Annotated in this window: 23 protein-coding genes; 3 read left to right on the forward strand and 20 right to left on the reverse strand. The window is 72.3% G+C overall.

Annotated elements, in window-relative coordinates:
• Nucleotides 1-48: 48 nt before the first annotated feature.
• From IO24_RS0133455 to IO24_RS43610, 18 genes are all read right to left on the reverse strand, one after another.
• Nucleotides 49-714 carry a response regulator gene (locus IO24_RS0133455; RefSeq protein ID WP_031142390.1) on the reverse strand — a complete coding sequence of 222 codons (666 nt, stop codon included), beginning with the start codon at nt 712-714 and terminating at the stop codon, nt 49-51.
• Nucleotides 711-2060 (reverse strand): sensor histidine kinase, encoded by a 1350-nt coding sequence (locus tag IO24_RS0133460; RefSeq protein ID WP_037669083.1) that lies wholly within the window; start codon nt 2058-2060, stop codon nt 711-713. The genes IO24_RS0133455 and IO24_RS0133460 overlap by 4 nt, the downstream gene beginning before the upstream one ends.
• A 99-nt stretch (nt 2061-2159) precedes the next feature.
• On the reverse strand, nt 2160-2843 hold the full coding sequence (locus IO24_RS0133465; protein WP_031142394.1) for a response regulator: 684 nt from the start codon (nt 2841-2843) through the stop codon (nt 2160-2162).
• On the reverse strand, nt 2840-4219 hold the full coding sequence (locus IO24_RS0133470; RefSeq protein WP_031142396.1) for a sensor histidine kinase: 1380 nt from the start codon (nt 4217-4219) through the stop codon (nt 2840-2842). The genes IO24_RS0133465 and IO24_RS0133470 overlap by 4 nt, the downstream gene beginning before the upstream one ends.
• Entirely contained in the window at nt 4212-5423 is a 1212-nt protein-coding gene (locus IO24_RS0133475) for an acyltransferase family protein (RefSeq protein WP_031142398.1), read from the reverse strand. Before IO24_RS0133475 ends, IO24_RS0133470 begins: the two co-directional genes overlap by 8 nt.
• Nucleotides 5416-6414 (reverse strand): alpha/beta hydrolase, encoded by a 999-nt coding sequence (locus IO24_RS0133480; protein ID WP_031142400.1) that lies wholly within the window; start codon nt 6412-6414, stop codon nt 5416-5418. The genes IO24_RS0133475 and IO24_RS0133480 overlap by 8 nt, the downstream gene beginning before the upstream one ends.
• 180 nt (nt 6415-6594) lie before the next feature.
• On the reverse strand, nt 6595-7458 hold the full coding sequence (locus IO24_RS0133485; RefSeq protein WP_031142402.1) for an alpha/beta hydrolase: 864 nt from the start codon (nt 7456-7458) through the stop codon (nt 6595-6597).
• Between the two features lie 173 nt (nt 7459-7631).
• Nucleotides 7632-8816, reverse strand: coding sequence for a kynureninase (gene kynU / locus IO24_RS0133490; RefSeq protein ID WP_031142404.1), 1185 nt, complete (start codon nt 8814-8816; stop codon nt 7632-7634).
• Nucleotides 8809-9639 carry a tryptophan 2,3-dioxygenase family protein gene (locus IO24_RS0133495; protein WP_031142406.1) on the reverse strand — a complete coding sequence of 277 codons (831 nt, stop codon included), beginning with the start codon at nt 9637-9639 and terminating at the stop codon, nt 8809-8811. The genes kynU and IO24_RS0133495 overlap by 8 nt, the downstream gene beginning before the upstream one ends.
• A gap of 148 nt (nt 9640-9787) precedes the next feature.
• Nucleotides 9788-10201: a DUF3151 domain-containing protein gene (locus IO24_RS0133500; RefSeq protein ID WP_031142408.1), complete on the reverse strand. Its 414-nt coding sequence runs from the start codon at nt 10199-10201 to the stop codon at nt 9788-9790.
• 165 nt (nt 10202-10366) lie between these two features.
• Complete coding sequence (locus tag IO24_RS0133505) at nt 10367-11833, reverse strand: MFS transporter (RefSeq protein ID WP_031142410.1); 1467 nt, start codon at nt 11831-11833, stop codon at nt 10367-10369.
• Nucleotides 11834-11899: 66 nt separating this feature from the next.
• Entirely contained in the window at nt 11900-12922 is a 1023-nt protein-coding gene (gene fbaA / locus IO24_RS0133510; protein WP_031142413.1) for a class II fructose-bisphosphate aldolase, read from the reverse strand.
• 145 nt (nt 12923-13067) lie between these two features.
• The gene (gene pyrE, locus IO24_RS0133515; protein ID WP_031142415.1) at nt 13068-13616 is read right to left on the reverse strand and encodes an orotate phosphoribosyltransferase; all 549 of its coding nucleotides are present in this window, start codon (nt 13614-13616) and stop codon (nt 13068-13070) included.
• 10 nt (nt 13617-13626) lie between these two features.
• Nucleotides 13627-14415 carry an aldose epimerase family protein gene (locus IO24_RS0133520; protein ID WP_031142416.1) on the reverse strand — a complete coding sequence of 263 codons (789 nt, stop codon included), beginning with the start codon at nt 14413-14415 and terminating at the stop codon, nt 13627-13629.
• Nucleotides 14416-14654: 239 nt separating this feature from the next.
• On the reverse strand, nt 14655-15581 hold the full coding sequence (locus IO24_RS0133525) for an SRPBCC domain-containing protein (protein ID WP_078965995.1): 927 nt from the start codon (nt 15579-15581) through the stop codon (nt 14655-14657).
• 113 nt (nt 15582-15694) lie between these two features.
• Nucleotides 15695-17350, reverse strand: coding sequence for a polyamine aminopropyltransferase (locus IO24_RS0133530; protein WP_031142420.1), 1656 nt, complete (start codon nt 17348-17350; stop codon nt 15695-15697).
• Between the two features lie 134 nt (nt 17351-17484).
• Nucleotides 17485-18012 carry a DUF2617 family protein gene (locus IO24_RS0133535; RefSeq protein ID WP_031142422.1) on the reverse strand — a complete coding sequence of 176 codons (528 nt, stop codon included), beginning with the start codon at nt 18010-18012 and terminating at the stop codon, nt 17485-17487.
• A 640-nt stretch (nt 18013-18652) separates the two neighbouring features.
• Entirely contained in the window at nt 18653-18919 is a 267-nt protein-coding gene (locus tag IO24_RS43610) for a hypothetical protein (RefSeq protein ID WP_107063073.1), read from the reverse strand.
• Nucleotides 18920-19047: 128 nt separating this feature from the next.
• Here IO24_RS43610 and IO24_RS0133540 point away from each other — a divergent pair, with 128 nt between their 5' ends.
• Complete coding sequence (locus IO24_RS0133540; RefSeq protein WP_031142424.1) at nt 19048-20262, forward strand: pyridoxal phosphate-dependent aminotransferase; 1215 nt, start codon at nt 19048-19050, stop codon at nt 20260-20262.
• A gap of 101 nt (nt 20263-20363) precedes the next feature.
• On the opposite strand, the gene IO24_RS0133545 is transcribed toward IO24_RS0133540, so the two are convergent.
• A complete protein-coding gene (locus IO24_RS0133545) occupies nt 20364-20891 on the reverse strand; it encodes a YbjN domain-containing protein (RefSeq protein WP_031142427.1) in 528 nt (175 codons plus the stop codon).
• 223 nt (nt 20892-21114) lie between these two features.
• Here IO24_RS0133545 and IO24_RS0133550 point away from each other — a divergent pair, with 223 nt between their 5' ends.
• Nucleotides 21115-21534 (forward strand): hypothetical protein, encoded by a 420-nt coding sequence (locus tag IO24_RS0133550; RefSeq protein WP_234335324.1) that lies wholly within the window; start codon nt 21115-21117, stop codon nt 21532-21534.
• 4 nt (nt 21535-21538) lie between these two features.
• On the opposite strand, the gene clpB is transcribed toward IO24_RS0133550, so the two are convergent.
• Nucleotides 21539-24160, reverse strand: coding sequence for an ATP-dependent chaperone ClpB (gene clpB, locus IO24_RS0133555; RefSeq protein WP_031142430.1), 2622 nt, complete (start codon nt 24158-24160; stop codon nt 21539-21541).
• A 104-nt stretch (nt 24161-24264) separates the two neighbouring features.
• On the opposite strand from clpB, the gene IO24_RS0133560 reads away from it, so the two are divergent.
• The gene (locus IO24_RS0133560; protein ID WP_031142432.1) at nt 24265-24681 is read left to right on the forward strand and encodes a pyridoxamine 5'-phosphate oxidase family protein; all 417 of its coding nucleotides are present in this window, start codon (nt 24265-24267) and stop codon (nt 24679-24681) included.
• Nucleotides 24682-24837 lie beyond the last annotated feature (156 nt).

The following is a 24837-nucleotide window of genomic DNA, read 5'->3' on the forward strand; positions in this document are numbered from 1 at the left end:
CCCCCCTCTGTGACCAGGGGTGTTCCTTCGGACGGCGTCGCCCCCCGGCTATCCGGGCGTCACCAGCCGCGCCTCGTAGGCGAACACCGCCGCCTGGGTCCGGTCCCTGAGGCCGAGCTTCACCAGGATCCGGCTGACATGCGTCTTGATCGTCGACTCGGCGACCACCAGCCGCTCCGCGATCTCCGAGTTCGACAGGCCCTGCGCGATGAGCACCAGCACCTCCGTCTCCCGCTCGGTGAGGTCACCGTAGGCCGCGTGGGCGGAGGGCATGAGATGCGGCTTCTCGGAGAGCTTGGAGAACTCGGTGATCAGGCGCCTGGTCACCGAGGGGGCCAGGAGCGCCTCCCCGGAGGCCACGACCTTCACCCCGTCGGCCAGCTGGCGGGCCGAGGCGTCCTTGAGGAGGAAGCCGGAGGCACCCGCGCGCAGCGCCTGGTACACGTACTCGTCGAGGTCGAAGGTGGTGAGCACCAGCACCTTCGCCGCGCCGTCGGCGGCCACGATCTCGCGGGTCGCCTCGATGCCGTTCAGCTCGGGCATGCGGATGTCCATCAGCACCACGTCCGGGGCGAGTTCGCGGACCTTGGTGACGGCATCCCGGCCGTTCACCGCCTCGCCGACGACCTCGATGTCCGGCATCGCGTTCAGCAGGACCGAGAACCCCTCGCGCACCATCATCTGGTCGTCCGCGATCAGGACGCGGATGGTCATACGTCACCCTCGTCCGGCAGGGCGACCGGCAGGAACACCGCCACCTCGTAACCTCCGTCGTCCGTGCCGCCCGCCGTCATCTCGCCGTTCAGCATCGACACCCGCTCCCGCATGCCCGTGATGCCGTGCCCGGCGCCGGGCGAGGGCTTGATCAGGCTCGGGTTGGGCGGCGGGCCGTTGACGATGCGCAGACCCAGACCGCCCAGCACGTACCCGATCTCGACCCGGGCGGTCGCGCCCGGCGCGTGCCGCAGGGTGTTGCTCAGGGCTTCCTGCACGATGCGGTACGCCGACAGCTCCACGCCCTGCGGCAGCTCCCGCACCGCGCCCGTCACCGCCTTCTCCACGGTCAGCCCGGCCTCCCGGACGTTGGCCAGCAGCCCCTCAAGGTCGGCGAGCGTCGGCTGCGGGGCGTCCGGCACCTCGTAGTCCTCGGCGCGGACCACGCCCAGCACCCGGCGCAGTTCGGTGAGGGCCGCCACCGCGTTCTCCCGGATCGTGGCGAACGCCTTCTCCAGCTCCGGAGGCGGGTTCTCCACCCGGTAGGGCGCGGCTTCCGCCTGGATGGCGACGACCGACATGTGGTGGGCCACGACGTCGTGCAGCTCACGGGCGATCGTGGTGCGCTCCTCCAGCAGGGTGCGGCGGGAGCGCTCGTGCGCGGTGACCGTCTGCTGAGCCGTGACCTCCTGCTCGGCATGGCGGCGGACGTGCCAGACGGTGACGCAGAGCAGGATCAGGGCCGATATGACCAGCATGGGGCCGGAGTTGGTGCCGTACATGTACGTCGGACCGACGCCGCTGTCCGCGACGACGGCGTACAGCGCGGTCAGCGCCCACATCCAGCCCGCCGTGCGCGGCCTGGTGCGTATCGCCACGACCGTCAGCACCGTCAGATGGCACGCGAAGCTGCCGGCCTGCCACGGCCAGTCCCCCCAGCTGCTGCCGGCCACCCCGGTGATCGGGGTGGCGGCCATGGACAGCCAGAACGCCCCCACCGGCCGGATCATGGTCATGAGAACCGGGAGCACGGTCAGCGGCATCATCAACAGCACCGGGCTGTCGTTGTCGACACTGGCGAGCATCAGGGTGAACAGGGCCGCCAGAGCGATCACCCCATGCGGCGTCCACCGCGCGTACTCCCGTAGCCGCGCGGGCAGCCGCCGGACAATCCGCCCGTCCGTGCTCCTGCGGGGCAGCGGCCGGTAGGCGAAGGCGTCGCGGAAGAGGTCCTCCCGCAGGCCGCGCAGGGAGTCCACGGCCACCCGGTACTCAGGGCTGCGCGGCTTGGCCCCGTCCGCCCCGTCGCCCGGCGGCGTGGTCTGTATGTGAATCGTCTCGGTCACGTACAGAACGGTAGGCGCACCACCGGGTCCCGGTCGTCCCCAGTGAGAGGGGTCACTGGGGGTCCCTCTCAGGTACTACGGGGACCACCGGGAGCGGCCTCAGTACCCCGACGGCCGCACCAGTCCCGACTCGTAGGCGAACACCGCCGCCTGCGTCCGGTCCCTGAGGCCCAGCTTCACCAGGATCCTGCCGACGTGGGTCTTCACCGTCTGCTCGGCCACGAACAGGTGCTTGGCGATCTCCGCGTTCGACAGGCCCTGCGCGATCAGCGCGAGCACCTCCGTCTCCCGCTCGGTCAGGTCACCGACGCGCTCCCTGAGCGGGGCGCGGGGCTTGCCGTCGAGCCGGGAGAACTCGGCGATCAGCTTGCGGGTGATGACCGGGGCGAGCAGCGCTTCCCCGGCCGCCACCACCCGGACCGCCTCGGCGAGCTGCTCCGACGACGCGTCCTTCAGCAGGAACCCGGAGGCTCCGGCGCGCAGCGCGTCGTACACGTACTCGTCGAGGTCGAAGGTGGTGAGCACCAGCACCCGCATGTCCGGGTGCGCGGCGGTGATGTGCCGGGTGGCCTCGATGCCGCCGATCCCGGGCATGCGGATGTCCATCAGGACGACGTCCGGGGCGAGTTCCGAGGCCTTGGCGATGCCGCCCTCACCGTTCTTCGCGTCGCCGACGACTTCTATGTCGGGCTGTATGCCGAGCAGCACGGTGAAGCCCTGCCGGACCATCGCCTGGTCGTCGACGATGAGAACCCGGATGGGTTTGCCGGTGCCGCTCGTCATGAGGTCCCTTTCCTGCGGGCCGTGGGGTGGTCGGTGCCCGGGGTGTCCGCGGGCGGGGTGTCCGGGAGGAAGGCGGTGACCTTGAAGCCGTCCCAGTGCCACAGGTGCGCGGTCATGGTGCCCCCGAGCATCGCGACCCGCTCCCGCATGCCGAGCAGCCCGTGGCCCGCCCCCGTCGACGGCGGTGGCGGTCCGGTCGGGCGGCCGTTGACGACCTCCACCTCCAGGCCGTCCGGCTCGTAGGTGAGACGGACCGTGATCCGCGCGCCGGGCGCGTGCCGCAGGGCGTTGCTCAGCGCCTCCTGCACGATCCGGTACGCCGACAGCTCCACGCCGGGCGGCAGCGGACGCCGCTCGCCCTGGATGTGGGTGACGACCTCGCGTCCGGCCGCCCGGGTGTTCTCCACCAGCGCGTCGAGCCGGTCCAGCGTGGGCTGCGGGGCGTGCGGTGTGGTCTCGTCACCCGCCTCGCCGAACGGCTCCCCCGGCCCGGTGTGCTCCGAGCGCAGCACGCCCAGCACGCGGCGCAGTTCGATCAGTGCCTCCAGCGCGTTCTGCCGTATGCCCGCGAGGTTCTCCCTGAGCTCGTCGGGCGGGTTCTCCACGAGGTGCGGGGCGACCTGCGCCTGGATGGAGATGACCGACATGTGGTGGGCCACCACGTCGTGGAGCTCCCGCGCGATGCGGCTGCGCTCCTCCAGCAGGGTGCGCCGGGTGCGTTCCTCGGCGGTCAGCGTGGTCTGCTCGACCAGTTCCGCGCGGGCCTCGCGCCGGCCGCGCAGGGCGGTTCCGAGGACCACGACGACGGCGAACAGGGTGACCGCGAGTACCCCGGTGGACGAATAGCCGGCCGCGCCCAGCAGCCCTTGGACGACGTAGGTGAGGAGCATGGTCAGCGCGAGCGCCTCGACGGACACCCTGGTCCGCACCCGCAGGGCGAGCAGCAGCAGCACCGCCATGTGTCCGATGATCCCGGCCGACGTCCAGGGCCAGGTGAAGTCGAGGGCGCCGCCGGCCAGCAAATGGCGGCGCACCTCGAGGGCGCCCAGCAGCATGGCCGCCGTCGAGAGCCACCACGCCGAAATAGGCCGCCACAGTGCGAGCACCATGGCGCCGCCCTGCGCCAGCCCGAGCGGGAAGGCGATCTGCGGGCCCACCCCGCCGTTGTCGACGAGCTGCCCCACCGCGCCGAAGGTGACGCCGAACGCGGCCAGGCACACCAGCCCGTGCGGCAGCCAGCGCAGCCACGTGGAGGCCGGCATCGGATCTGCCCGGATGGTCCACAGGTCGTCACGGAGCACCCGCAGCCAGCCCTCGACGCGCGCCCGCAGCGCGCGGCCCACCCCCGTGTCCGTCACACGGCCCAGCCTAGACATGACGCGTCTTCGCCGCTGTGCCCCGGTCGGACGGACGGTGCGCCCGCACCACCCGCGACCTGCGGCCCCGGCCGCCACCGCCCCGCTCGAAGGAGCGGAAGGCGGCCCAGCAGGCCGTGAGGGCCAGCGCGAACACGGGCAGCCACAGGAGCCGGGCCCCGACCCAGCCGAGGTCGTCGGGCCGGGTGTGCAGCCCGGGGAGCCGGCCGATGAGCAGGCCGGTGGCGGTCGTGGCCATCAGGGCCGTCTGGTGCCAGAGGAAGACGGTCATCGCGGAGAGGTTGACGAGCGCCACCGCCGCCCACGCCACGGGCCGGCGCATCGCCCGCCGCAGCCGCTCGCGCAGCAGCAGGGCGAGACCGCACTGGGCCAGCCCGAACGTCACGACGGCCAGCGTCGGCGGATCCAGGTTGGACACGCCCTCGCCCGGGACGCCGACCATGGCCGCCGGGTAGCCCGCCCACGCCACGAGCGCCGCGGTCGCCGCCGCCCCACCACCCAGCAGGACCCAGCCCGCCCGGCGGTGTTCCAGTTCGCCACGGGTCCAGGCCGCGCCCAGCGTGTAGGGCACCGTCCAGGCGGCCGCCACGTTCACCCAGCCCAGCCAGGACGGGCCGCCGAGGCCGAAGCGCAGCAGGTCCACGTGCAGGACGACGGCCAGCGGCCACAGCGGGTTGAGCCGGGTGAGCAGCGGGGTCGCCGCCGTCAGGCCCGCGAACACCACGAGGAACCACAGGGGGGACAGGGCCAGCTTCACCATCGTGCGGACCGTGCCGAACTCGGTGCCCGACAGCAGCAGCGCGACGGCGGCGACCGTCCACAGGGTGAGGACGGCGGCGACCGGCTTGAACAGCCGGGACAGCCGGGCCGTCAGCCACCGGTGGTACAAGATTCCCCGGGCCCGGGCCGAGGCATGACTGCGGGTGGCGACATGGCCACCGACCAGGAAGAACACGGCGAGGGTCTGGAACATCCAGGAGACCGGCGTCAGCCAGGGCATGTGCTGCAGCGGGCTCGCCGTGCGCAGGGCGCGGCCGTCGGAGACCAGGGCGGTGACCAGCCAGTGCCCGAGGACGACACCGAGGACGGCGGCGGCCCGCAGGGCGTCCACGGCCCGGTCGCGGCCGGGCGGGGTGGCCGCGCCGATGCGGCCGGCGCCTCGGCGCACTGACTGCCGCAGGGCGCGTACGCCGATGTCAGTCATGGGTCACCGCCTTGGTCTCGCCCAGGACGATCCGGGCCAGGTTGGTCAGGGAGGCCGAGCCGGGCCTGAAGTAGTCGCTGTGGCCGCCGTCGCCCGCCGTGAAGACCCGGGCGCCGAAGGACGGGGAGACGGGGTCGGTGCCGAAGCCGACCGTGGTGCCGAACAGGTCCAGGTCGACGTGCGGGACGTTCTCCACCCAGTCGTCACCGCCCCGGGCCGCCCAGACGCGGGCGCGGGTGTGCAGGCGGGCGGCGCTGTCGGCACCGGTGCCCGGGCTGCCGACGAGCGCGATGTCGTCGACGGCGAGCCCGGCGGCGGCACGGCCGCAGACCACCGAGCCGTACGAGTGGCACAGCAGCGAGATGCGCGGTCCTGCGCCCGCTATGGCACGCAGGTCGGCCACGAGCGCGCGCAGGTGCGGGGCCGCCTGCTCCGCCCTGCCGGTCGTCGTGACCGTCGTGCTGACGGTGCCCGGCGTCTCGTAGCCCAGCCAGGCCACGACCGCGGTGCGCGTGCCCGCCGGGGCCTGCCGGGCGAGTTGCCGGTGCAGGGCGGCGGCCGCCGCGTGGAACCTGCCATAGGTGTCGAGGCCCGTGTCGGAGCCGGGAACCAGAACGGCGACGCGGTCGGCCCGGGCGAGGTCGCCGAGGACCTCCGTCACCCGGCCGGAGCCGCGGCCGTCGAACCGCAGGAGGTGCCGGGCCGGGGCGGCCAGACGACGGTCCGTCGCGGCACGGTCCCGGTCGTGGTGGGCGGCGGCCGTACGGGCCGCCTCGGCGGCGTTGGCCCGGTTGGCCGCGTACGCCTCGTGGAGCGTCGACGCGCTGAGGGGTGCGAGGGAGGCGGGGGCCGGTGCGGGGGTCTGCGGTCGTACGGCCCCGGACAGAGGGACGACCACCGCACCGGTGATGAGGACGGCGAGCGCGGCTCGGCGCCATCGGCCGGCGCGGCGCCTGCCGTCGCCGTGGCGGTACTGCGGTGCGGACCCCATGGTCGTTCCCCTCCAGCGCACCCGGCCATCGGGTCTGCGTGGAAGGGAAGTTACGGAGCGGGACGCCTCGTCCGCGTCCCACCAGGGAACTCACCTGCGGCGTAGCTCTCAGGTACTACGGGTATGCCCCGGGGCCCCTCTTAAGGGGCAGCTCAGGCAGCTCCGCAAGGGCTACTGCCCTCACCACGCCAGCTGTGCGATCTCCTCCACCACCACCGCGCACGCGTCAGCCGCCGGGTCGATGAGCGGGAAGTGCCCCACGTCCTCCAGCAGCGTCACCCCCACCATCTCCCCGGCCTTCGCCGCTGCCTCCGCGTACGACTCGGCGACCGCCTGCGGCACGTCGAGGTCCGTACGGCCCTGGACGAGGGTGGTGGCGATGCCCGTGGGCAGCAGCAGCGCCGGGTCCGCGTACGGCTGCCGCTCCGCGAAGTGCTCGTCGCCGCCCAGGAGTTGACGGGCCGCGCCCCCGCACACGTCCAGTTTGTCGGCGATCGCGAGATCCGCGATCGGGGCCAGGGCGACCACGCCGCGCAGCGTCACCGGACCGCCGCTGCGCCAGGGCGAGCCGGCCGGCAGGACGTGCCGGGCGGCACCCCACAGCGCGAGATGCCCGCCCGCCGAGTGGCCGGTGAGGACCGTACGGCGCGAGTCGGCCTGCGGCAGCAACTCCCGTACCAGCGCGGGCAGGGCGTCCAGCGCCGCGGCGACGTCGTCGAAGGTGTCGGGCCAGCGGCCCGCGAGGGAGTCGTCACCGCCGCCACGCCGGTACTCGACGTTGGCCACGGCGAACCCGCGGCGGGCGAGGAAGTCCGCGAAGGGGCTGATGTGACGCCGGTCGTACGGCGCCCGCCAGGCGCCGCCGTGCAGCACGACGACGACCGGGGCCGGTCCGGGACCGCCCGCCCGGCGCGGCGCGAAGAAGTCGATCACCTGGTCCGGGTGGTCGCCGTAGGCCGCGGTGGCGTCGGGGTCGACGGGCGCGTGGGAGAAGGCCGACTTCTCCTCGGCAGCGGCCCGTGCTGCTGCGACGTCGTCCGTCATGCTCCAACCTTCCAGCGATGAACCGTACGCGGCAGACCAGTTGAGGGGTCAGCCGTTGGCCGGGACGGTACCAGGCGCGTGACGTGCGAGGACACGGGGATGTCACGCTCGGTGAAGATCGGGCGGGGCCGTGGGGCCGGGACACCGCAGGGGCGTCCCGGCCCCACCGCCGGTCAGGCCAGCGTCTGCGCCAGCACCCGCGCCGCCCGCTCCACGTCGGCGAACCCGACATACAGCGGTGTGAAGCCGAAGCGCAGCACGTCCGGCGCCCGGAAGTCGCCGACCACACCCCGCTCGATCAGCCGCTTCATGACGTCACCGGCGTCGTCACAGCGCAGGGCGATCTGGCTGCCCCGCTCCCCGTGCGCCACAGGCGTCACGCATTCGACCCTGCCCTCGGGCACATACGCCGCCACGCACTCCAGGAAGAAGTCCGTCAGCGCCAGGGACTTGGCCCGCACCGCGTCGACCGACACCCCGTCCCAGACGTCCAGGGCCGCCTCCAGGGCGAGCATCGAGACGATGTCGGGCGTGCCGACCCGGCCGCGCAGGGCGCCGGGGGCCGGTTCGTAGCCGGCGCGCATGCCGAACGGCTCGGCGTGCGAGTTCCAGCCGGGGAGCGGCGAGTCGAAACGGTCCTGCCACTCCCGCCGCACGTACAGGTACGCCGGTGAACCGGGCCCGCCGTTCAGGTACTTGTAGGTGCAGCCGACCGCGAGATCGACGCCGTACTCGTCCAGCCCGACCGGCAGCGCGCCCGCGCTGTGGCACAGGTCCCAGACGGCGACCGCGCCCGCCTCGTGCACGGCGGCCGTCAGACCGGGCAGGTCGTGCAGCCGGCCGGTGCGGTAATCGACGTGGTTGAGCAGGACGGCGGCGGTACGGTCGCCCAGCGCGCCCGGCAGGTCCGCCGGTGCCACGGGCCGCAGGGTACGGCCGGTCAGGCGGGCGGCGGACTCGGCGATGTACCCGTCGGTGGGGAAGGTCGTCGCATCGACGAGGAGCTCGTCACGACCCTCCCCGGCCATCCGCACCGCACCCACAAGTGCCTTGAACACGTTGACACTTGTCGAGTCACCCACCACGATCTGGCCCGGCGCCGCCCCGACCAGCGGGGCGATCCGGTCACCGATCCGCTCGGGCGCCGTCCACCAGCCGCTCTCCTCCCAGGACCGGATGCGCAGCTCGCCCCACTGGCGGCGTACGACGTCCTCGACCCGGCCGGGCACGACGGCGGGCAGCGCGCCGAGCGAGTTGCCATCGAGGTAGATCACATCGTCGAGCACGAACTCGACGCGTTTGCCGCCCAGTTCGTCGAGGGCGTCCAGCTTCCGCGCGCGTTCCGCCGGCTCAGACATAGGACCGGGCCGTCCACAGCTCGGGGAACACGTTCTTCTGCGCGCGCTTCTCCAGCCAGGCCACCCCGGCGGAGCCGCCCGTGCCGGTCTTGGCACCCATCGCGCGGCGGGTGGCGACCAGGTGGTCGTTGCGCCAGCGCCACACCAGCTCGGCGACATCGCTCAGCGCCTCGCCCAGCCGGGCGACCTCGTCGCTCTCGTCGCCCGAGTAGACGGCCGTCCAGGCCGCCTCCACCTGCGGCGACGGCTCGTAGCGCTTGGCGACGTCGCGCTGCAGCACGGCCTGAGGGATGTCGTGCCCGCGCCGCGCGAGCAGCCGCACCACCTCGTCGTACAGGCTCGGCTCGTGCAGCGCCTTCTCCAGCTCGGCGTGCACGCGCGGCGCGCCCCGGTGCGGGACGAGCATGGACGCGGACTTGTCGCCGAGCAGGAACTCCATGCGCCGGTACATCGCCGACTGGAAGCCGGAGCCCTCACCGAGGGCGCTGCGGTACGAGTTGAACTGGGCCGGCGTGAGCTGGGCGAGCGGCTTCCAGGAGTGGTTGAGCGCCTCCAGCTCCCGTACGGACCTCTTCAGCGCGGCGATGGCGGTGGGGATGTCATCACCCCTGAGCGCGCCGGCCGCCGTGTCCCACTCGTGGACGATGACGGTGAACCACAGCTCCATCACCTGGGTCGTCACCAGGAAGACCATCTCTCCGGGGTCGTCGGAGAGGGTGTGCTGGAGGTGGGTGAGTACGTCCGCCTTGACGTAGTCCTCGTACGGCGTCGTGCCGTGGAAGTCGAGATGCGGGGTCTCGGGCTCGTGAGCCTCGTGGGACATCGCTGTCTCCTGCGTATAACTCCGGGTAGCGGTCCGCCCCTGCCGAATCCGACACGGGGGCCCCGGTCCCCAGGGGCATCTTCCGCAATGGTCCCCCGAAACCGCAAGGCCCGCCTCCGCGGACGGGCCTCGCGTACCTCGGCCGTGGTCAGCCCAGGACCTGCGCCGCCGTCGGCGAGGAGTCCTTCAGGAACTGGGAGCAGCGCTCGTACTCCTCCTGCTCGCCGATCGCCTGCGCGGCGCGGGCGAGGGCGTGCAGGGCGCGCAGGAAGCCGCGGTTCGGCTCGTGCTCCCACGGCACCGGGCCGTGGCCCTTCCAGCCGCTGCGGCGCAGGGCGTCCAGACCGCGGTGGTAGCCCGTGCGGGCGTAGGCGTACGACTCCACGGCCGCGCCGCGCTCGAACGCCTCGTCGGCGAGCTGCGCCCAGGCGAGCGAGGAGGTGGGGTGCGCACCGGCGACCTCGGCGGGCGCGGCACCCGACGCGAGCATTTCCCGCGGGCCGGGGTCGTCGGGGAGATGGGTCGGGGGCGGGCCCCCGAGAAGGTTCTCGTGAATGGACATGAGGTCAAGTCTGCGCCATGCCGACCGATGCAGCGCAGCGGGCGGCGGGATCGGCCGGACAGCTGCCACGAGAGGCCGGATGACGGCCCGCACGACACCAAACCGGACGACGGCCCACACGACACCAAGCCGGACGACGGCCCGCACAACGCCGCGCGGATGGGGCTAGGGCAACTTCTTCCGCACCGGCTCGCCCTCCAGCGGCGGCGCCGTCATACCGCCGTGCCGCAGGCACTCCGGCCGCCTGCAGTCCGGCGGCGGTCTGCGCACCACCGCGGCCGCGATCACCGCGCCCGCCACCAGCGCCCCCGCACACCACCCCATCGCCTTCCCGAACGCGGTGTCGAAGGCGGCCGGCTCCCGGTACGCCTCCTCCCCCATCCCGGCCAGCAGCGGCAGCGCCGCCACCGCCATCAAACCCGCCGCCCGGGCCGCCGCGTTGTTGATGCCGCTGGCCAGCCCGGCTCGCACCACGCTCACCGAGCCCAGCACCGTCGCCGTCAGGGGCGCCACCAGCGTGACCATGCCCAGCCCGAGCACCAGCAGCGCCGGCAGCACATCGGCCGGGTAGGACGCCCCCGGCCCGACCCGCAGCATCAGCAGCATCCCGGCCGCGCACAGCAGCGGTCCCACGGTCAGCGGGATCCGCGGCCCGATCCGGTCGGCCAGTTCCCCGGACCTCGCGGACAGCAGCAGCATCAGCACGGTCGTCGGCAGCAGCGCCGTACCGGCCGCCAGGGCCGAGTAGCCCACGACCACCTGGAACTGGAGCACGGCGAGGAAGAAGAACCCTCCGAGGGCCGCGTACACGCACAGCGTGACGAGGTTGACGGCCGTGAACTGCCGGGACGCGAAGATGTCCGTCGGCATCATCGGATCGGGCCGGTGCCGCTCGACGAGAACGAACGCGACGGCCGCGGCAAGTCCGGCCACCGCCGAGACGGCCACCACCGCACCGCCCGCGCTCGCCTCGATCAGCGCGTACGTCACCAATGCGAGCGCCAGCGCCCCGAGCACGGCCCCGAGCACGTCGAACCGCCCATGCGCCCGCTGGTCCCCGGATTCGGGGACATGCCGCAGGGCGACCGGCACGCACAGCAGCGCCAGCGGCACGTTCAGCAGGAACACCCACCGCCAGCCCGGCCCGTCCACCAGCCAGCCGCCCACGAACGGCCCGACCGCCGCCCCGACCCCGCCGAAGCCGGACCACAGGCCCACCGCCCGCCCCCGGTCGTCGGGATGGAAGGACGCCTGGATCAGTGCCAGCGACCCGGGTGTGAGCAGCGCACCGCCCACCCCTTGCAGGGCCCGCGCGGCGATCAGCACGCCCGCGTTCGGCGCGATCCCGCACAGCAGCGACGCCACCGCGAACCACACCACACCGACGACAAACACCTTCCGCCGCCCGAACCGGTCCCCCAGCGCCCCGCCCAGCAGGATCAGCCCGGCCAGCGTGACCATGTAGGCGTTGACCGTCCACTGCAGTGCGGACAGGTTCGCGTCGAGGTCGCGGCCGATGCGCGGCAGGGCCACATTGACGACGGTCGAGTCCAGCAGCGCCATGCTGGAGCCGAGGACGGTGGTGAGCAGGATCCACTTGCCCTGCGGGGAGGCCAACCGGACATCGGGCATGGGGGGAGCATACGGAAGAGCCCGGCACCACAGGAGGTGCCGGGCTCCACGCGAGCGAAACGGGACTTACTTGATCTTCGTGCCGGTCGAGCGCAGGTTGCCGCAGGCCTCGACGACGCGCGCGGACATGGAGGCCTCGGCCAGCTTGCCCCAGGTGCGCGGGTCGTAGGTCTTCTTGTTGCCGACCTCGCCGTCGACCTTCAGGACGCCGTCGTAGTTGCGGAACATGTGGTCGGCGACCGGACGCGTGAACGCGTACTGGGTGTCGGTGTCGATGTTCATCTTCACGACGCCGTTCTCCAGGGCGGTGCGGATCTCCGCCTCCGTGGAGCCGGAGCCGCCGTGGAAGACGAAGTCGAACGGGGAGCCCTTGCCGAACTTGGCGGCGACGCCCTCGTTCAGCTCCTTCAGCAGCTCGGGACGCAGGACGACGTTGCCCGGCTTGTACACGCCGTGCACGTTGCCGAATGACGCGGCGAGCAGGTAGCGGCCCTTCTCGCCCAGGCCGAGGGCCTCGGCGGTGCGGATCGCGTCGTCGACCGTGGTGTAGAGGGAGTCGTTGATCTCGTGGGTGACGCCGTCCTCCTCGCCACCGGTCGGGGTGATCTCCACCTCGAGGATGATCTTCGCGGCGCGGGCCTGCTCCAGCAGCTCCTGCGCGATGGAGAGGTTGTCGGCGAGGGTCTCGGCGGAGCCGTCCCACATGTGCGACTGGAAGAGCGGGGCCAGACCGGCCTCGACGCGCTTCTTGGAGAGCGCCAGCAGCGGACGTACGTACCCGTCGAGCTTGTCCTTGGGGCAGTGGTCGGTGTGCAGCGCGATGTTCACCGGGTACTTCTCGGCGACGATGTGCGCGAACTCGGCCAGGGCGACCGCGCCGGTCACCATGTCCTTGCTGTACTGACCGCCCAGGAACTCGGCGCCACCCGTGGAGATCTGGACGATGCCGTCGCTCTCCGCCTCAGCGAAACCGCGCAGGGCCGCGTGCAGGGTCTGGGTGGAGGTCACGTTGATGGCCGGGTAGGCGAACTTTCCTGCCTTCGCCCGGTCCAGCATCTCGTTGTAGACCTCGGGAGTTGCGATGGGCATGCGTCCGCTCCTTGTATCTGCGGGTTGACGTACTGCTGTCTACGGCCCTGACCTAGACCTTGGGGTGCGACGTCATCGTCGGCCCCATCTTTCCAGACTTGGCCGGAAGGTCCAGGCCACCGTCCACGCCCTGGTCAGTCCCCGGTCAGTCGAGGCCCAGCTCGTCCTTGGAGAAGGCGAAGAGGTACGGCACCCCGGCGCCCTCCTGGATCTTCTCGGCGGCGCCGGTCGCCCGGTCCACGATGGTCGCGACGGCGACGACCTCGGCCCCGGCCTCACGCACGGCCTCGACGGCGGTGAGCGGGGAGCCGCCGGTGGTGGAGGTGTCCTCGACGACCAGCACGCGGCGGCCGGCGATGTCCGGGCCCTCGACGCGCCGCTGCAGGCCGTGCGCCTTCGCGGCCTTGCGTACGACGAAGGCGTCCAGGCGCTTCCCGCGCGCGGCGGCCGCGTGCAGCATGGCGGCGGCGACCGGGTCGGCGCCCATGGTGAGCCCGCCGACCGCGTCGAACTCGAGCTCCCCGGTCAGGTCGAGCAGCACCTGGCCGACCAGCGGGGCCGCCTCGCCGTCGAGCGTGATGCGGCGGAGGTCGACGTAGTAGTCGGCCTCGAGACCCGACGACAGGGTCACCTTGCCGTGCACCACGGCCTTGTCCTTGATCTGCTGCAGCAGCGCGCCACGAGTGTCCGTCATGGCGCCCAGCTTAGAGGCGGCGCCAGCTCCAGGTCGTGGTGGCCTCCAGCGGCTCCAGGGGTGTGACCAGGCGCGGCATGCTGTTGAGCCCGTTGGGCGGGCCGGTCTGCGGCTCCACGCACACGGCCGCCTCCTGCTCGTCGTAGACGACGACCCACTCCTCGCGGCTGGTCACCTTCAGCTCCAGCCGACCGGGCCAGGTCAGGGTCGCCTCGACGCCGCCGGGCATGCCGAAGCAGTCGTCCCAGGGGCCGGGCTTCGGGTCGAGGCGGTTGCCGGTGGGCAGGTGGTCGTCGCCGCGCTCCTCCTGCCAGGCGGGGGCGAAGTCCAGGATCACGTCCTCGCCGCCAAGGCTGCGGTTGAACCAGGGGTGCCAGCCGATCTGCGCCGGGAAGGACGACTCGTACGTCTCGACGGACATGGTCAGCGTCAGCGCGTCCTCGGTGAGGGCGACGATCTGGGTGACGAGGCCCGGGTAGGGCCAGGGGTCGACGAGCTCGTACGTGAGGACGGCCTCGTCCGTGCTCCTGCGGGCGACACGCCAGGCGCCGTCGCGGACGGTGCCATGGATGGCGTGGGGCGGGGCGTTGAGGGGCATCTGCCGCACCTCGGCGCCGTCCAGGAACCGCCCGTCCCTGATCCGGCCGCACCACGGCACCATCGGGAAGCACCCGAACCGCTCGCCCTGGCGGAGCAGTTCGACGCCGCCGATCCGCAGTCCTCCGACCCGGCCGCCGTTGCCCGGCTGCACGGTCACCTCCGCGTCACCCGCGGTCAGCGTGATGTCTTCGTCACTCACGGGGAACGACCCTACTGCGTTGATCAAGTGGCCCTCACCGGTTGCGAGCTGCTTCGGCCATGTCTGCCCGGCCCACGTGGGGCCTACGGCCACCGAGCGGCTCTCCGCCGTCCAACGCGGACACACCGACGCCCGACGGACACACACTGTCCGAACCGGCACCCGCACCCCGCACCCGGCAGCGGCAGCGGCAGCGGCAGCGGCAGCGGCAGCGGCAGCGGCAGCGGCAGCGGCAGCGCTCAACGGCCTCCGGCGGAGATGCGCACCGGCCGAACCGGCACCCGGTGCCCGCCGCCCTGCGTCCGGCACGCGGCACGCGGCACGCGGCACGCGGCACGCGGCACGCGGCACGCGGCACGCGGCACGCGGCACGCGGCACGCGGCACGCGGCACGGGGCCAGTGCCGCCGCGGGGGCCGCCCAGCGCAGTGGGGTCGAGGACGTCACGGTCTGCGGCGCGGGGACGGGGGCGTACCGGCCGCGCGGCGGCGCGTGGTCGACCTCCTCGGCGCTGCGTCCGATCATGGTCCGCCGCGCGTGCGCCGCCTCGGCGATGTCCTCCTCGTCCTCCTCGTCCACGGGTCCGTAGGAGGAGTGCGGGACGTCGGAGCCGAAGGCTGAGGGGCGCTCGGGGGCTGGGGGTTCCTCGGTGCGACCGGGGTCGGAAGGGGTCTTCTCCTCGGCCTCCGCCCGCGCACCCTCGCCGTCCGCACCCGCGCCGTCCGCACCCGCGCCGTCCGCGTCCGGGGCCGCGGCGGCCAGGTGCTCCGCGAAACGGTCCAGCAGCCGGGTGACGGCACCCTCCACCGCCTCCGCGGGAAGGTCCTTGATCCGTCCGTCCGCGGACGCCGTGCCGTCGTACACGACGGTGCAGCCGTCCTCCGCCTCGCGCAGGACGATCCGCAGCGTGAGCTTGACCGAGCCGCTGCCGCGCGACTCCTCCGCCTCGCCCTCGACTTCGTACGCGTCGTCGCCCCGCCGGGAGACCCGTACGGCACCCCGGTAGGTGACGGAGTGGCTGCCGACCCGGATCTTCAGCCGTCCGGCGACGGGCTCTGCGCCGGCGTCCTGCTGGAGCCCGGGAACAGCCCGGGCGACCCGCGCGGGGTCGTCCAGTGCCTCCCTGAGCCGCTCGGCCGGAACCGGAACGAACACCTCGTGCTCCATGTCGACGGACTCTACCCAGCACAGCCCGAAACGCACCCCCGCCTGAGGGATTCACCCCCGATCCACCCCCACCAGGCGTATCCTCCCGGCCCGCCGGCCCCGGCCACGGCCACTCAGTACCGCGGATGCACCAGCGTCGACGCCGGCAACCCGGCGATCCGCGTCCTGCGCGCCGACCGTTCCCCGGCGGCGAGGGACGCCTCCGTGAGGACACTCGGCCGCGGACCGTCCGGGTCGAGCCGCAGCCGCGGGTCCGTGCGGGCGGCCAGGACGAAACCCCAGTCCCGGAGGGCCCGGGAGCGGCCGGCGGGGGTGCGGTCGGACCCGGCGTCGAACGCGGTGTGACGGCCGCGCGTGCCGTACGGGGCGGTGCGGAAACCGGCCGCGCGCACGGTCGCCTCGACCGTCCAGTACACCCGGGGGCCGGCCGCGACCGGCCCGGCGTGCACCACGAGCCGGCCGCCGGGGGCCAGCACGCGCCGCGCCAGCCCGTAGAACTCCTGCGAGTACAGCTTCGTGCTCGCCGTGATCCCCGGGTCCGGCAGATCCGAGACGACCACGTCGTAGGTGGCCGGGGTCGCTCCGCGCATCCAGCCGAAGGCGTCCTCGGTCGTCACCCGCACACGCGGGTCGCCGAACGCGTGCCGGTTGAGCGCGGACAGGGCCGGGTCGGTGCGGGCCAGCCGGATCACCTCCGCGTCGAGTTCGACGACGTCGACCCGGTCCACCCCGGGGTGGCGCAGCACCTCGCGGACGGCGAGGCCGTCCCCGCCGCCGAGGATCAGCACGCGCGTGTGCGGCCCGCTCATCGCCGGGTGGACGAGCGCCTCGTGGTAGCGCAGCTCGTCGCGCCCGCTGACCCGCAGCCGGCCGCCGAGGAACAGGTCGAGGGGCCGCCCGTGGGTGCCGCCGGTGAGGACGACCTCCTGCACCTCGGTCTGGAGCGCGACGCGGACGTCCTCGCCGTACACCGCCCGCCGCGCGGCCCGTTCGAAGTCGTCGACGAGGACGGCGGCCGAGGCGAGGATCGCGAGGACGAGGGCGTTGCCGAGCAGCAGCAGCCACCGGGCGCGCCGGGTCAGGTCCCGGCGGAACAGGCCGAGCACCAGCGCCCCGCCGACCACCGCGTTGACCGCGCCGGTGAGCAGGGCCCCGGTCAACTGCCCGAGGAACGGCAGGAGAAGGAAGGGGAAGGCGAGGCCGCCGACGAGTGCTCCCACGTAATCCGCGGCGGACAGGTCGGCCACCGCGCCGCCCGCGTCCTGGCGGCGGATGCGCTGGATCAGCTCCATCAGCAGCGGGACTTCGGCGCCGATGAGCAGTCCGGTGGCGAGGGAGAAGGCGACCAGCAGGCAGCGCGGCCCGTTGGCCCACATCCCGCCCCAGTCGCCGGTCCAGGCGAACACCGCGTACAGGGCCATCGCGCTGCACCCGCCGACGAGCGCGAGGCCGGCCTCGACGGCGCCGAAGCCGGCCGCCGCGAGCGGGCGCAGCCGCTTCGCGGCGAGGGAGCCGATGCCCATCGCGAAGACCATGACGGACAGCACGACGGATGCCTGGGTGACGGAGTCGCCCATCAAGTACGAGGCGAGTGCGACGAGTTCCAGTTCGTACACGAGTCCGCAGGCCGCGCAGACGAACACGCCCGCGAGGACCAGGAACCGTCCGGTGCCGGGCCGGACGGGCAGTCGCGCCTGGCCGGCGGGGCCGCCCGGGTCGCTCCAGGGCGGCGGGCAACCGGGAGGGGCGGGCGCGTGCGGCTCGATCACGCTGCGACGTTACGTCACGCCTCGACTGCGGTTCGTCACCCACACGTGTGGTGCTGGTTTACAGAGGCCGGATATCGGTACGAGATTCGGTTCGCCGCATGCGGTTCGGCGGGCCGGGCGTCGGTCGGCCGGAGTCAGTTGACGGAGACCGCCGCCGGAACGCGTACACCCACCTTGGTGCGGGTCGCCACCAACTGCCCGTCCTGCGGGTAGGCGTGCCAGGTCCGCCAGTGCACCTGCCCCTGGTGGTGCTGGGCGAGCAGGGCCGTGAAGGCGTACGGGCTGCCGGGGAAGACGCCGGCGAGGCCGTGCGGATGGTCGGAGACGAGGGCCAGCAACTCCTGGGCGCGGCCCGCGAAGGAGCCGGGCGAGAGGACCTCGACCCGGGCCGCGAACTCGTACTCCCAGTCGCCCACCCGCTTGGCGACGCCGAGCGGAAGCGGACTGCTGCTGCCCGCGATGCACGCCACCGTCTCCGAGCAGACGCCCCGCTCCTCCTCCAGCAGGACCTGGTGGGACGCGCCGAGGAGTCGCAACTGCAGTTTGGTGCCCCCCAGTTCGAGGTCGAGTGCGGCCAGTGCGGGAAGCGGCTCGCGCCCCAGGGCCCACGCGAGATCGGCCGCGCGCGTGTCGGTGTAGGAGGTGTTCAGGGTCGTGAGCATGGATCGGCTCCGCAAGCACACAAGGAGAGGGAGATGGGTCCGCTGCACCCCGGTCGCACCGGGGGATGTCGGCCCGGGTCAGCCCAGTCGGCCGGTTTCAGGAAGGTGTCCGCAGGACGTCCGAGGGGCTGCGTTGGTGACTAGAGGGAATCATGAACGGTGGCGCCGCCACAGCGTTTTTACCCAAGTTCGTAGGGTTTCCATCCCTCAGAGGGCTCCACAGCTCAATTGTTCAACTACGGCGTGCGCCGGTGAGGAGGAGGCGTGCGCCGGTGCGCCGTGGCTCACGCCCGGAGCCGTGAGGGAGGGGAGCCCGGGATTCCGTCCGGCTCACGAAATGGCCGCTCGCCGCGTGCAGTTGCCGCGGTCACACCCGGGCGCGAAGTCGCGCGGCGCGGGTTGTCCTACAGACAGGGAATTTTGCCAGGATCCACCGAAAGTCACCCGACATCCGTTCGGGCAACCATCCTTCCGAGACCTCCGAGACCTCCGAGACCTCCGAGACCTCCGGGAACTCCGAACCCTCCGGGGCCTCCGGGGCCTCCGGGGCCTCCGGACACGACGACGCGGGGTCCGCACCAGGTGCGGACCCCGCGTTCGGTGGATGCGGCTTCCCCGTGGTGAGGACGGCCGACGTCAGTCAGCTGCCTCCGCCGCCGCAGCCACCGCCGCCGCCCCCGCAGGACGACCCGCCTCCGCAGGACGAGCTGCCGCCGCAGGAGTGTCCGCCGGACGAGCCGGAGTCTCCCCCGCCGGCCCACCAGCTCCCGCTGCCGCTGCTGCTCGATCCGGAGGACGCCCACGCCCCGCGACGCGTCGTCCGCCGGGAACCGCCCCTGCGGGCATTGGACACCAGTGCCCCGATCAGTACGACTCCGACCACCGCCAGGATGATGCCTACGAGCATGGCGTCACCCTCCTTCCGTTTCCCCCGAAGCGGCCCCCCGTGGGCGCCTCGCTCTTGCGTGAGGCGGTGATGCCCTCCCCGCTCATGACCCAAAGCAGAGTTGAGGAACTCCAGAGCTTCGGCGCAGGATGACCGGCATGACCTCCAGCGCGCGCCCCCTCCTGAACCGCCGGCTCGCCGAGTTCGGGACGACGATCTTCGCCGAGATGTCCGCCCTGGCTCTGAGCACCGGCGCCATCAACCTCGGGCAGGGCTTCCCGGACACCGACGGCCCCGAGGAGATCCGGGAGGCGGCCGTACGGGCCCTGCGGGACGGCCGCGGCAACCAGTACCCGCCGGGCCCCGGCGTCCCCGAGCTGCGCACCGCCGTCACCGCCCACCAGCAGCGCCGCTACGGCCTGGCCTACGACCCCGACACGGAGGTCCTGGTCACCGCCGGCGCCACGGAGGCCATCGCCGCCGCCCTGCTGGCCCTGCTGGAGCCCGGGGACGAGGTGGTCGCACTGGAGCCGTACTACGACTCGTACGCGGCGTGCATCGCGATGGCGGGCGGGCGCCGGGTGCCGGTCACCCTGCGCGCGGACGTGGCGGAGGGCCGGTTCCGCCTCGATCTCGACGAGCTGCGCGACGCCGTCACCGACCGCACCCGGCTGCTGCTGATCAACACCCCGCACAACCCGACCGGCACGGTCCTCACCCGCGAGGAGCTGGCGGCGATCGCCGAGCTGGCGGTGGAGCGGGACCTGCTGGTGGTGACGGACGAGGTGTACGAGCACTTGGTCTTCGACGGCGCCGAGCACCTGCCGCTGGCGACGTTCCCGGGGATGCGCGAGCGCACGGTCACTATTTCGAGCAGCGGGAAAACTTTTTCGTTCACCGGTTGGAAGGTCGGCTGGTTGACGGGCACCCCGGAGCTGGTCACGGCGGTGCGCTCGGCGAAGCAGTACCTGACGTACGTCTCGGCGGGCCCGTTCCAGTACGCGGTCGCCGAGGCCCTCTCCCTGCCCGAGTCGTACTTCACGGACTTCCGCGCCGACATGCTGGCCAAGCGGGACCTGCTGGCGGCGGGACTGGCGGAGGCGGGGTTCCGGGTCTTCCGCCCCTCGGGCACGTACTTCGTCACGACCGACATCCGCCCTCTCGGCGAGAGCGACGGCTTCGCCTTCTGCCGCGGCCTGCCGGAACGCGCCGGGGTCGTCGCCATCCCCAACGCGGTCTTCTACGACCACCGCGAGGAGGGCGCCCCGTTCGTACGGTTCGCGTTCTGCAAGCGGACGGGGGTGCTGGAGGAGGCGGCGAAGCGGCTCGGGGCGGCGTTCCAGGCTCCGGGCAAGCCGGATTGAGAGCAGCCTGTGCGCACTCCGGACCTCAAAAGGCAAACGGCGCGTGCAGCGCGTACCTGTTCGTACGCGCCGACGCGCCGTGAGCGGCCCGGGCCGGGGGCCTACTCCTCGTCCTCGGGCTTCTCCGCCTCGTTGATCTCCTCCTCGAGACCGAGCTGCTCGATGAGCCACTTGTCGAACTCGATCGCGGCGCGCACCCAGCTGACCGTCGAGGAGACGAAGTGCTCCAGGCTGACGCCCATGCCGATCAGCATCTGGGCCTCGCCGATCAGGCGGACCGTGCCGTCGTCGTGGGTGTGGCTGTAGACCTTGGGCCACAGGGTCCGGCGGTTCCAGTCGTCGATCGACTCCAGGATCTGCGGCTTGGCCTCGATCTCGTGGGGCCGGTCGTAGAACGTCCGCACGGAGAAGACCTGCTGGTCTCCCTCACCCCGGAACATGAAGTAGGTGCGGAACTGCTCCCACGGCGCCGCGAGGTCTCCCTCGTCGTCGACGACGTACTTGAGCTCCATCTGGTCGAGGAGCTGCTTCACGAGGTCCTGATCCGGGACGACGGGGCCGGCAGGGCCGCCGGGCTGCGGCTCGGGCTGGCCCCCGAAGTTCGGAATCGAGGACGGGTCGATGGTCACCGTGAATTTCCCTTCGTACGGATTCCGCCATCCTCCCCCATGCAGGGAGGGGGGTGGCAAGCCCCGACTACCCCGCTAAGCCCATGGCTGACACGATCCGGTCAACCGCAACCCCGGGGGGGCGGAGCGCCGTCCTCCTGGGCAGCGGACGAAGGGGGCGGTGGCCATGGTGGCAGCGGAGCGAGGCCATACCCGGTGGAGGCTGATTCTGCCGTTTCTGGCAGTGCCGGTGCTCCTTCTCGGGTTCCTCGTCGTCGGCATGTTCATGTGGGCCCTGACCGACGAGGAGGACCCGCGTGCCGGGGGCGCGGCGAAGGTCCGTTGCGCCGAGGCACTGGCCTTCGGCGGCGCCGAACGCCCCGCCGGCGCCGAGCTGCGCGACTGCACGGTGCAGCGGGGCATCGACACCGCGTACACGGCCGTGCTGCTGATGCCGCGCGAGGACGTGCGGTACTGGCTGAGCCGCACGTATCCGGACGCCCCGAAGCCCCGCACGGACGGCGGCTCCTGCGGGGCGCTCTGCCTCGACGTGACCCACGAGAACGGCCTCCCCGGCACGGCGGAGGCGCACGCGGTGCAGGTGAGGGTGGAGTACGTGAACGCCGAGACCGCGCGCTTGCGGTTCTCGGCGTTCACGATGTGACGTCCTACAGCGTCTTGCCCGTCGCCGGTCCCACCAGCAGTCCGTCCTCGAAGCGGTCCACCCGGACCGTGTCGCCGTCCTTGATCTCCCCGGACAGGATCTCCTTGGCGAGCCGGTCACCGATGGCGGACTGGACGAGCCGCCGCAGCGGCCGGGCGCCGTACGCCGGGTCCATGCCCTCCTCCGCGAGCCAGGCCAGGGCCTCGGGCGTGATGTCCAGGGTGAGGCGCCGCTCGGCGAGCCGCTTGGCCAGGCGCTCCAGCTGGAGCTTCGCGATGCGCTCCAGCTCGGGCTTGGTCAGCGCGGCGAAGACGACCAGGTCGTCCAGGCGGTTGAGGAACTCCGGCTTGAAGGAGGTCCGCACCACCTCCAGGACCTGCTCCTTCTTCTCCTGCTCGCTGGTCACCGGGTCGACCAGGTACTGGCTGCCCAGGTTCGACGTCAGGACGAGGATCGTGTTGCGGAAGTCGACCGTGCGGCCCTGACCGTCCGTGAGCCGGCCGTCGTCCAGCACCTGGAGCAGGATGTCGAAGACCTCGGGGTGAGCCTTCTCCACCTCGTCCAGCAGGACGACGGAGTACGGCCGCCTGCGCACGGCCTCCGTGAGCTGGCCGCCCTCCTCGTAGCCGACGTATCCGGGCGGGGCGCCGACCAGCCGGGCCACGCTGTGCTTCTCGCTGTACTCCGACATGTCGATGCGGACCATCGCCCGCTCGTCGTCGAAGAGGAAGTCGGCGAGGGCCTTGGCCAGTTCGGTCTTGCCGACGCCGGTCGGGCCGAGGAACAGGAAGGACCCGGTGGGCCGGTCGGGGTCGGAGATCCCGGCGCGGCTGCGGCGTACGGCGTCGGACACCGCCCGGACGGCCTCGCTCTGCCCGATGAGCCGCTTGCCGATCTCGTCCTCCATGCGCAGCAGCTTCTGCGTCTCGCCCTCCAGCAGCCGCCCGGCGGGGATGCCGGTCCAGGAGGCGACGACGTCGGCGATGTCGTCGGCGCCGACCTCCTCCTTGACCATGGTGTCCTTGGCGCCCCCGCCGGAGGCGGAAGATGTCAACGCCTCCTCGGCCTCGGAGGCGGCCTCCAGTTCCTTCTCCAGGGCGGGGATCTCGCCGTAGAGCAGCTTGGAGGCGGTGTCGAAGTCGCCGTCGCGCTGGGCGCGTTCGGCCTGGCCTCGGATCTCGTCGAGGCGTTCCTTCAGCTCACCGACGCGGTTGAGGGACTGCTTCTCCTTCTCCCAGCGGGCGGTGAGGCCGCGCAGCTCCTCCTCCTTGTCGGCGAGGTCGCGGCGCAGCTTCTCCAGGCGCTCGCGGGAGGCCGCGTCGGTCTCCTTGCCGATCGCCAGCTCCTCCATCTTCAGCCGGTCGACGACGCGCTGGAGTTCGTCGATCTCGACGGGCGAGGAGTCGATCTCCATGCGCAGACGTGAGGCGGCCTCGTCGACGAGGTCGATGGCCTTGTCGGGCAGGAAGCGGGAGGTGATGTACCGGTCGGAGAGGGTGGCTGCCGCGACCAGGGCGCGGTCGGCGATCTGCACCTTGTGGTGGGCCTCGTAGCGGCCCTTGAGCCCGCGCAGGATCGCGATGGAGTCCTCGACGGTCGGCTCGGCGACCAGCACCTGCTGGAAGCGCCGCTCCAGGGCCGGGTCCTTCTCGATCCGCTCGCGGTACTCGTCGAGCGTGGTGGCACCGACCATGCGCAGCTCGCCGCGGGCGAGCATGGGCTTCAGCATGTTCCCGGCGTCCATGGCGGAGTCGCCGCCGGCGCCGGCCCCGACGACGGTGTGCAGCTCGTCGATGAAGGTGATGATCTGCCCGTCGGAGTCCTTGATCTCGGCGAGGACGGTCTTCAGCCGCTCCTCGAACTCGCCCCGGTACTTGGCGCCCGCGACCATGGCGCCCAGGTCGAGCGCGACGAGCCGCTTGTCCTTCAGCGACTCGGGCACGTCGCCCTTGATGATCCGCTGGGCGAGCCCCTCGACGACGGCGGTCTTGCCGACGCCGGGCTCGCCGATCAGCACGGGGTTGTTCTTGGTCCGCCGCGACAGCACCTGCACGACGCGCCGGATCTCCTGGTCCCGGCCGATGACCGGGTCGAGCTTCCCCTCCCGCGCGGCGGCGGTGAAGTCGGTGCCGAACTTCTCCAGCGCTTTGTACTGGCCCTCGGGGTCGGCGGTGGTCACGCGTCGCTGTCCTCGCGTCTTCTGGAAGGCGGCCAGGAGCTTCTTGGCGTCGGCCCCCTGCTGGGACAGCACCTCACCGGCCGCGCCGCCCTTCGCGGCGAGGGCGATGAGGAGGTGTTCCGTGGAGAGGTACTCGTCCCCCAGCTCCTTGGCGCGGGCCTGGGCGTCGGCGACGACGGCCAGCATCTCGCGGTTGGGCTGGGGCGGCGCGACGGTCGACCCGGTCACGCTCGGCAGCCCGGCGAGCACGCGCTCGGCTCCGGCGCGTACGGCGGCCTGGTCGGCGTCGACCGCGGCGAGCAGGTCGGTGATGTTCTCGTTGTCCTGTCCCTGGAGCAGCGCGAGCAGCAGATGGGCAGGGGTGAGGTCGGGGTGCCCCTCGGTCACGGCCCGGTTGCTGGCAGCGTTGATCGCGTCCCGGCTCCGGTTGGTCAGCTCGGCGTCCACCTTCGCGTTCTCCTCCTTGCACTGACCCGAACAGCTTGCACAAAGTTGAGTCTAGTGCACTCAAGGGCGGTTCCGGGAGGCTCGGGGGGTCTAAGTTCCGGTCCATGGCGACCAAGTACTCCGTGGACCCCGGCGACCCGGGCCCGTCGTATCTCAGCTTCTGGCGGGAACGGCACCTGTGCACCCTGACGACCCCCCGCCCGGACGGCACTCCGCATCTGGTACCCGTCGGGGTCACATACGATCCCGAGGCCCGTCTGGCTCGGGTGATCACCAACAGGGCGAGCGCGAAGGTGCGGTACGTGCGGGCCGCCGGGGAGCAGGGGGCGGCCGTCGCCGTCTGCCAGCTGGAGGGCCGCCGCTGGGCGACACTGGAGGGCCGGGCCTTCGTCCGCGAGGCACCCGACCGGGTCGCCGAGGCGGAGCGGCGTTACGCGGAGCGCTACGGCAGGACCCCGACACCGAACCCGGCGCGCGTGGTGATCGAGATCCACCTGACACGGGCGATGGGCCGAGGTTGACCGAAGTGAAAATCCACACCGGTGATCGATCGGATCCGGCCAGTACTTGATGGGGTCGATACCCGGAATATCCCTGAAAACTGCAGCGGCGTCACCGTGTTCAGGTCACGGTGACGCCGCTGCGGGGGGAAGCACCTGAGCGATCTGTTACGACGG

The organism is Streptomyces flavovariabilis (assembly GCF_000725785.1).
Taxonomy (GTDB): domain Bacteria; phylum Actinomycetota; class Actinomycetes; order Streptomycetales; family Streptomycetaceae; genus Streptomyces; species Streptomyces hawaiiensis.